Annotated in this window: 9 protein-coding genes; 3 read left to right on the top strand and 6 right to left on the bottom strand. The window is 30.1% G+C overall.

The features are described 5' to 3' along the window. The 6 genes from WBG30_RS06450 to WBG30_RS06425 form a co-directional block, all read right to left on the bottom strand. Positions 1-421, bottom strand: a 421-nt coding sequence (locus WBG30_RS06450; RefSeq protein WP_424503825.1) for a hypothetical protein, incomplete at its 3' end; no start/stop codon positions are given. Positions 422-795: 374 nt separating this feature from the next. Beyond that, entirely contained in the window at positions 796-1,743 is a 948-nt protein-coding gene (locus tag WBG30_RS06445; protein WP_424503824.1) for a Wzz/FepE/Etk N-terminal domain-containing protein, read from the bottom strand. A gap of 471 nt (positions 1,744-2,214) precedes the next feature. Next, positions 2,215-2,478 (bottom strand): 30S ribosomal protein S16, encoded by a 264-nt coding sequence (gene rpsP / locus WBG30_RS06440; protein WP_028855332.1) that lies wholly within the window; start codon positions 2,476-2,478, stop codon positions 2,215-2,217. A 57-nt stretch (positions 2,479-2,535) separates the two neighbouring features. Beyond that, entirely contained in the window at positions 2,536-3,873 is a 1,338-nt protein-coding gene (ffh, locus tag WBG30_RS06435) for a signal recognition particle protein (protein ID WP_424503823.1), read from the bottom strand. Between the two features lie 10 nt (positions 3,874-3,883). Beyond that, on the bottom strand, positions 3,884-4,198 hold the full coding sequence (gene ylxM, locus WBG30_RS06430) for a YlxM family DNA-binding protein (protein WP_424503822.1): 315 nt from the start codon (positions 4,196-4,198) through the stop codon (positions 3,884-3,886). A gap of 285 nt (positions 4,199-4,483) precedes the next feature. Then, on the bottom strand, positions 4,484-5,716 hold the full coding sequence (locus tag WBG30_RS06425; protein ID WP_424503821.1) for a dicarboxylate/amino acid:cation symporter: 1,233 nt from the start codon (positions 5,714-5,716) through the stop codon (positions 4,484-4,486). A 527-nt stretch (positions 5,717-6,243) separates the two neighbouring features. Here WBG30_RS06425 and WBG30_RS06420 point away from each other — a divergent pair. The 3 genes from WBG30_RS06420 to WBG30_RS06410 form a co-directional block, all read left to right on the top strand. Further along, on the top strand, positions 6,244-6,996 hold the full coding sequence (locus WBG30_RS06420; RefSeq protein WP_424503820.1) for a threonine/serine ThrE exporter family protein: 753 nt from the start codon (positions 6,244-6,246) through the stop codon (positions 6,994-6,996). Beyond that, the gene (locus tag WBG30_RS06415) at positions 6,997-7,446 is read left to right on the top strand and encodes a threonine/serine exporter family protein (RefSeq protein WP_424503819.1); all 450 of its coding nucleotides are present in this window, start codon (positions 6,997-6,999) and stop codon (positions 7,444-7,446) included. It begins immediately after the preceding gene. 422 nt (positions 7,447-7,868) lie between these two features. Then, on the top strand, positions 7,869-8,234 hold a 366-nt coding region (locus WBG30_RS06410; RefSeq protein WP_424503818.1), incomplete at its 3' end, for an ATP-binding cassette domain-containing protein.

The raw sequence follows: 8,234 nt of genomic DNA, 5'->3' as shown, positions 1-8,234 counted from the left end.
CAATTTTATGTTTCTTCCCGAATTGCATACTTTCTAATGTCCTATGAATTCTAAAGGCAAACCTTCCAAGGAGTAAAAATATCATCTCAAATATAACCATGAGAGAAAATAAACTTATGGGGAATTTTGCTATTTCTAAAAACACTATAGCTAATACATAGATCATATTAGAAAAAGTTACAACCATTATGATATTAAATATATCCAGTGAATTGGTATATCTCCAACTTTTTTTATTTATCTTTAAGACCAAATTTAAAATAATATAGATCACTAAAAAGTGAGCCACATACCTCATTCTAAAATATTTTTTCCAATCACCTTCAAACTTTATCATAAAAGCAAATATAAAAGCTGAACTTAATAATATGGAATCTAGAAATAGTTTAATACCGTTTCTTACCCTGTCATTTTTTAACATATTTTTCCTCCCGGGTAAATCTTTTTGACTTGCCTAAGTAAATTTCTATCTTAATTTTTTCTATCTAAAACTAATTTTCTTACTTTTATTTTAACATATTCTTCTTATATCTAATAAGACCCAAGTCATTCATTCCCAACTCTTTTACCATTGTAAAACTTTCCATTCCTTATCAGTGTATGCATAGCATCTGCCTTCTATTTTTTTAAAATTCATAAGCACACACGCAAGTTTTTTCTTTTTATTTTTTATTTTCAATTTTTAACTATTCACTTTCAATTATCAATGTTTTCTTATTCGTCTAATTAGCGTCATTCGCGGTTAAATTCTTGTTATATTTTTCTGCGTAATCTGCGACTAAAAAACTTTTTTCTTTAATTTTTCAAATTAACATTTGCAATAAATTCCTTCATAAAAGCTGCGAATACACCTAAAAATAATCCCATTATCAATCCTATAGCTACAATCATCTTTGATTTACTCTTTTCTTCCACTTTATAAACAGAAGATACCTTTTCAATCTGATTTTTTAAATTTTTATCCTCTTTAAGTCCTTCTATCCCTATAGCTTGAGTATAATATTTTTTATACAACTCCTTATTACTTTCCATCTCTTGCATTAAAGTCGGGTTAGTTACTGTCAAGATTGACATTATACTCTGATTTTCCAATATTGCAGCTGGCCGTTTTTTTATTATCTCCGTTATCTTTTTTTCATCCTCTTTTACTTTTGCTCTATATAGATCTCTTTTTGGGAGAACTAAAGAACCTTGTTCCTCTATAGCTCCCTCTAACAGTTCAGTTTTTTTCACATTTATAATGTTTAAATATAACTCTATCATTTTTTTGCTCAGCACTTCATCCTCTATCATTGTACTCAGTGTATAATATTTAAATTTTACTTTATCGCCATTCACCCTCTTCAACTCAACAGAGTCTTGTAAAAACTTTCTTTTATCATCTGAAGTAGTTCTTTCATCCTTTATTCTTTCTAAAGAATATTTATTAAAATCCTCATTGGAGTAAAATTCATCTACAATATTGTCATCCAACAACATCTCTTCCAAATTAAAGTCTTTTATTTTCAATTGTGCTTTTTCTCTATAATAGCTGTCACTGAAATCTCTCAATATAAAATTTTGTCCAAATTTCTCTACCCTATTTGATTTAATATAAAGAGCTCCTCCTACACTGAATGCTGTTATTATTATAGTTGTCAGTAATATGAGCCCCTTATTTTTAATCAATATTTTTAGCAAGTCTACTAAATCTATCTCGTCGTCGTATTTCCTTACCTCATATTTCAAAATCTCTTTAGTCATCCCTCTCCTCCGTAGTAAACTTCTTTAATTTATCTGATTTTTTTCTCTAAACATTATATTTTAAAAACAAGCATTATCTATATATATATTATCATATTCCTATCATATTTAACAGAAATCAGGGCATTTATTCTTACTCTTGTCTGATTATTTTTTTTTATAATATAATCATCATTATTTTTTAGGACCTTACTCCCTTATAACTGATTAAGTTTAGTTTTTTTATAATTTCGAATTGATTTTATTCTATCATAAAATCCCATTACTTTTAAGTCTTTTTTTAGAAAATCTGTATTCCCATAGTTTTTTATCCGTGTATCTAATAGCATCGGCATTCTATTTCTTTTTTCTTATCTTTATTTCAATCTACGACTAATGCTTCTTCGTGTCCAAAAAAAATCTTGGTTTTCATTTTAAATTTCCAAAAAAAAGAACCCTTTCGGGTTCTTTTCAAATTTTATTAAAATAAAATTAGTTTTTCTTTGACTCTTCAAACTTAGCCCAGATTCCAGCTTTAGTTAATAAAGATTTAACAGTTCTTGTAGGTTGAGCTCCGTTTCCTAATAATCTTAAGATCTCTTCCTCTTTTAATACTACTTTAGAATCTTCTAATGGATAGTAGTTACCTAAGTAAGCTATCGCCTTTCCATCTCTTTTTTGTAATGCTTCCATTGCTACTACTCTGTAAACAGGTCTTTTCTTACTTCCTAATCTAGTTAATCTAATCTTTAACATAATTATTTCTCCTTTTCTCATTTTAATTTATTTTAATAATTTATTATAATTTGTGTTTTAAAACGGTAATTTCATTCCTTTACCCATCTTGGGCATTCCAGGCATTCCCTTACCACCGCTGAACATCTTCATCATGCCTTTCATCTGTTCAAACTGCTTTAACATTTTATTTATATCTTGAACTTTAGTAGCAGATCCTTTAGCTATTCTTTTCTTTCTGCTAGCATTTATAACTTTAGGTTTTCTTCTTTCTTCTACAGTCATAGACTGTATAATTGCTTCTGTTTTTTTCATTTCTTTTTCTGCTGGTGCCAGATCTCCTAGATCTCCTACTCCTGGTAACATCTTCAAGATATTTCCAATAGGTCCTAGTTTCTTTATATTTTGTAATTGTTTTAGAAAATCCTCTAAATCAAATTCTTGCTTTCTTAATTTTTCTTCGAGTAACTTAGCTTCATCTTCATCTATAGCACCTTGAGCTTTTTCAACTAAAGAAACTACGTCTCCCATTCCTAAGATTCTAGATACTAATCTTTCAGGATGAAATAATTCGATATCTTCTAATTTTTCTCCTACACCAATAAATTTGATAGGCTTTCCTACTACTGCTTTGATCGATAGTGCAGATCCACCTCTGGTGTCTCCATCTAACTTTGTTAATACTACACCGTCTATACTAAGAGTTTCATTAAAGCTACTAGCTAAATTTACTGCGTCTTGACCAATCATTGCGTCTACTACTAAGAGTATCTCTTGAGGTCTGACTTTTTTTCTGATTTGATTTAATTCTTCCATTAATCCTTCATCTATATGAAGTCTTCCTGCTGTATCTAGAATTATATAGGTTGCTTCCTCGGCTCTGGCTTTTTTTACTCCAGTTTCACAAATACCTACAGCATCTTTGCTTCCCTCTTCATAGTATACAGGTACACCGATTTGATCTCCTAAAACTTGAAGTTGTTTCATAGCTGCCGGTCTATATACATCGGCTCCTACTAAAAACGGTTTCTCTCCATTTTTTTTCAAATATTTAGCTAACTTTGCTGCAAAGGTAGTTTTACCTGCCCCTTGTAATCCTGCTAACATTATTATTGTAGGACCTCTATGTGCTTTAGTTAATCTTGCGTTTGTTCCACCTAATAATTCAGTTAACTCATCATTTACGATCTTTATGAATTGCTGTCCTGGATTGATACCACTTAGAGTATTTTCTCCTACAGCTTTTTCCTTTATTTTATTTACAAAGTCCTTTACTACACGGTAGTTAACGTCAGCTTCTAATAATGACAGTCTTACTTCTTTCAAAGCAGCCTTTATATTATCCTCTGTTAATTTCCCATGTCCTCTTACCTTTTTAAATATTCCTTGGAATTTACTTCCTAAATTATCTAACATAGAACACCTCTTATATATCAAAACTTGCTATTAAGCTGTCTAACTTTATTTCACTATAATCTGCCTTTAGTTCTTTCAAACTTTCTCTTATCTCTTTTTCTCTCTTTAAGAACCCAATTTTTTCTTCATAACTTTTTAAAATTTTATTTCCCCTCTTGATATTATCATAGACTGCTTGTCTGCTGATACCGTGAGACTTTGCAATCTCTGAAAGGGAATAGTCGTCTTCAAAGTGTTCTTCCATGTAAGTTCGTTGTTTATCGCTTAAAAGGCTTCCGTAGTAACCTAACAATATTGAAATTTCTAAAAATTCATTTAATTCCATAATTTACCCCTGTATTATAATATATCTTCACCAGTATGTCAAGTGTTTTTTCTTTACATTAAAACTATTATATCAAATTTTTTCTACTATCTCAACTTTTAATTTTTTTAATCACCAATCTATCCCAAGGATATAAACTATTCATCGTACGGGTAATTCATGAATTACCCCTCCATGACTTCTTTTTTTCTCTGTGTATCTACGTGTCCAAAAAAATTTGGCTCTAACCAAAAGCAAAAAAGGATTTAAAAAAATTCAAATCCTTTTTTTTAATATATTCTAAATTTATGCCTTTTTCAACACAGATTCTTTTGCTGATTCATCTATTATCATTTTTTCTACGATTATAGCACATGAAGCATCTCCTAATACATTTGTAGAAGTTCTCATCATATCAAATAATCTGTCTACCCCAAATATAAGCGGCAAAGCCGTTACTGGAATTCCTGCTGCTACTAATACTGCTACTACCAATAATGCTGGTCCTGGAACTCCTGCTGTTCCTATTGCTCCTAATACAGAAGTTAAAATTATTGCTACATATTGAGTCATTCCTAACTCTACTCCGAACATCTGTGCAAAGAATACTGCTGTCAATGCATACAACATAGCATTTCCATTCATATTAATTGTAGCTCCTAATGGCAATACAAATGATGTAACTTCTGGTTTCACACCTAAATCTTCACATTCCTGTTTATTTATAGGCAACGTTGCCATAGATGAAGCTGAAGCAAATGCTAATATTTGAGTTTCTTTCATCCCTTTTAAAAAAGTTATTGGGTTCATCCCTCCTAAAACTTTTACAAGCATAGGTATTACAATAAAATGAATAACCCCTAATGTCCCACTGAAAACAGCCAATAATTTAAGGACTAATACCATTATATCCATACCAAATAAGGCAATTGAATTAGTCATTAATCCAAATACTCCTAAAGGTGCAATAACTAATACTTTTTTTATCATCCAGATCATTCCATCATTTACAGTATCCAAAATATCTGTTACTGGTTTTTGCTTTTTATCATCCATTGTAGACAGTGCTATTCCCAAAAATAATGCAAAGAACAAAATTTGTAGGATATTCCCACTAACTAATGATTCAAATGGATTTTCTGGAATAATTCCTTGTATTGTATCCCAAAATCCAGCTACATTAGAATTCTCTGCATATGTAGCTGCATCTGTCATCAATGAAGCTGGCACCTTTACTCCTAAACCTGGTTTAAAGATGTTCCCTGCTAATAGCCCTAATATAACAGAAATTGCTGATGTTCCCAAATAATAAACTATTGTAAATACTCCAACTTTCCCTGCTGATTTAGTTTTTCCAAGTGCCGCTGACCCAGAAATAATACTAAAAAATACCAAAGGTATAACGAGCATCTTAATCAAACTAATAAAAATATTTCCTAACGGTGCAAAGATAACACCTTTTTCTCCTAAAAATGCTCCTGCTACAATACCTAGCACCATTGCTATTAATATCATTGTACTGTTACTTATTTTTTTCATTCTTTCCCTCCCCTAAATTAAAAACCATTTTTGTTATATAAAATTTTAACCTAATAAAAATTACAAATGTTATTATACCAAATTTAAACACTTAATTATAATATTTAAATAGTATGGTATTTATATTAAAAACAAATAAATTAAAAAGAGTTACTGATAAATTATTTTTTTGCCACAAATATACACCCAATTAAAGTTTTTTCATGTACGAAATAGCATCCGCGTTCTATTCCTTTTTAAATTCTATTAGATACACAGATTAAAATATTTATTTTTAGTTTTAACTAAAACAAATATCTGCGATCATTAAATTTTTTTATCTGCGTTCCATTGCTGTAAACCAAAACCTTTACACATTACCCTAGAGAGTACATTGAGAAATCATTTATTTTTCGTGAATTTCATATCAATTTTTTTCATTTTCCTCTATATTCAAAAGGTCTCAATATGTTATAATTAAAACAACAATACAAGTTCGTATTTCAATTAAATTTAACTATAAAAAACATGTTAAATTGGGGGTAAAAATGACATTAAACAAAATACTTAAAATATCTTCCCATGCAGGAAAAATGATTCTAGAAAATGGTGGTGAAACTTATAGAGCTGAAGATGCTGTAGTCAGAATTTCTGAACTCCACGGTGCTATAGCCGATTGTTTTGCGACTCTTAGTGGTATCATAGTATCAGTTACAAAAAATGATGTAACTGTATCAAATGTTATTCGTATAAAATCTAGAACAATAAACTTAGAAAAAGTCCATCAAATAAACGATCTTGCTAGAGATGCAGAAAATTATGACTATAATGAATTTATGGATAAATTAAAAGCCATAGATAAAATTCCTAGATACTCTATACTCCTCAACTTCATTTTTCACTGTACAACCGCTGCTTCCTTCGCTTTAATTTTTGGAGGTAGTACTCAAGATTTTATAGGAACGCTTCCCATTGGAGGAGCTATATACCTCCTATCCTATTCTTTTAGTAAATATGAATTAAATGGAATTTTTGTAAATACATTAGGGGGAGCTCTCAGTGCTTTTATGGCTCACTATCTTTATATATTCCACCTAATTGATAATACCGATAAAGCAGTTATAGGTTCCCTGATGTTGTTAGTACCAGGACTTGCCTTAACTAACGGAATCAGAGACATTATCGCAGGAGATTATATGACAGGAATGGCTCGTGGAGCAGAAGCTCTCTTAGTCGCTACTTCTTTAGCAGTAGGAACAGGTGTTGCTATAAGCTATCTTATGACAGGAGGTACTTTTTAAATGTTTATACAAACTTTAGTCGCTATTTTAGCAACCTTAGGATTCGGAATTATCTTCAACATTCGTGGAAAAAATTTATTTTTTTCTGCCCTAATAGGAGGAGTAAGTTGGTTTACTTACTTACTGTGTATTAAACACAATACTTCTTTGATGTTTTCTTATTTTGCACCATCTGTTGTTTTAACTCTGTGCTCAGAAATCTTAGCTAGATTTTTAAAAACTCCAGTTACATCTATCCTAATCAGTGGATTAATACCATTAGTTCCCGGAAGCGGTATATACTACACTATGTTTTATATGTTAGAAAAAGACATGGAAAAAGCCGTTTTTAAAGGTGTTGAAACTATATTTGCAGCAGGAGCTCTCTCTTTTGGAATTGTAGTAGTTTCATCTCTTGTGAGGATCCTTAAAACTGGACAAAAAAATAGACATTCAAGAAATATATCTTAAATAAAATTGGAGGGACTTTTCATAAAGTTCCTTTTTTAATAGAAATATATCTATATAATCTTTAGACTCAGCTTACCAAAAACTATACAGACCACTAAGATATTCTTTTTTGTAACACAGAGATTCACTGAGAATATAAATTAGAGACCCACAGAGTTTTCTCTGAGCAACTCTCTTTTTTCCTCTGTGCATCTCCGTGTCCAAGGTTTTATCTATTCTCTTTCTTCTTCTTTGTATTCATTCGTGTAATTCGCGACTAGTCTTTAGAGTTTTTTGTCCAAGTTTAGCTTTTTCATTGAATTTATTATATAATAGAGTCTAGGGCAATAACTTAAATCTGAATCACGATAAAAACAATCCAATATCACATTTGGTCTAAAAAAATAATACAACAACAAATTAAAGTTTAGAAGGAGATATAGATGTTACAGGTTACTATGGATAAAATAACTAAATATTATGGTTCTAATTTAATATTAGATGATATATCACTTAGGATGATAGAGGGAGAAAAAATTGGTTTAATCGGAAAAAATGGAAGTGGAAAATCAACTATCTTTAAAATAATTTCTAAAATAGAAGATTACACTAGTGGTAATCTTATCTTACAAAAAAATCTTAAAATTGGATATTTGATTCAAGATTTCACTAATTTTTTAGATAAAAATGTCAATGAAGTTTTATACAGTGGATTTGATAACCTTTCAGCTTTAGAAAAAAAGATTAATAATTCTTTAAAATTAATAGAAGATTATACCTCTCCTACATACAACGAAGATCTTATACAC

The sequence above is a fragment of the Psychrilyobacter sp. genome, assembly GCF_049671765.1.
Classification (GTDB): Bacteria; Fusobacteriota; Fusobacteriia; order Fusobacteriales; family Fusobacteriaceae; genus Psychrilyobacter.
This window is presented reverse-complemented; position numbering and strand designations above follow the sequence as displayed.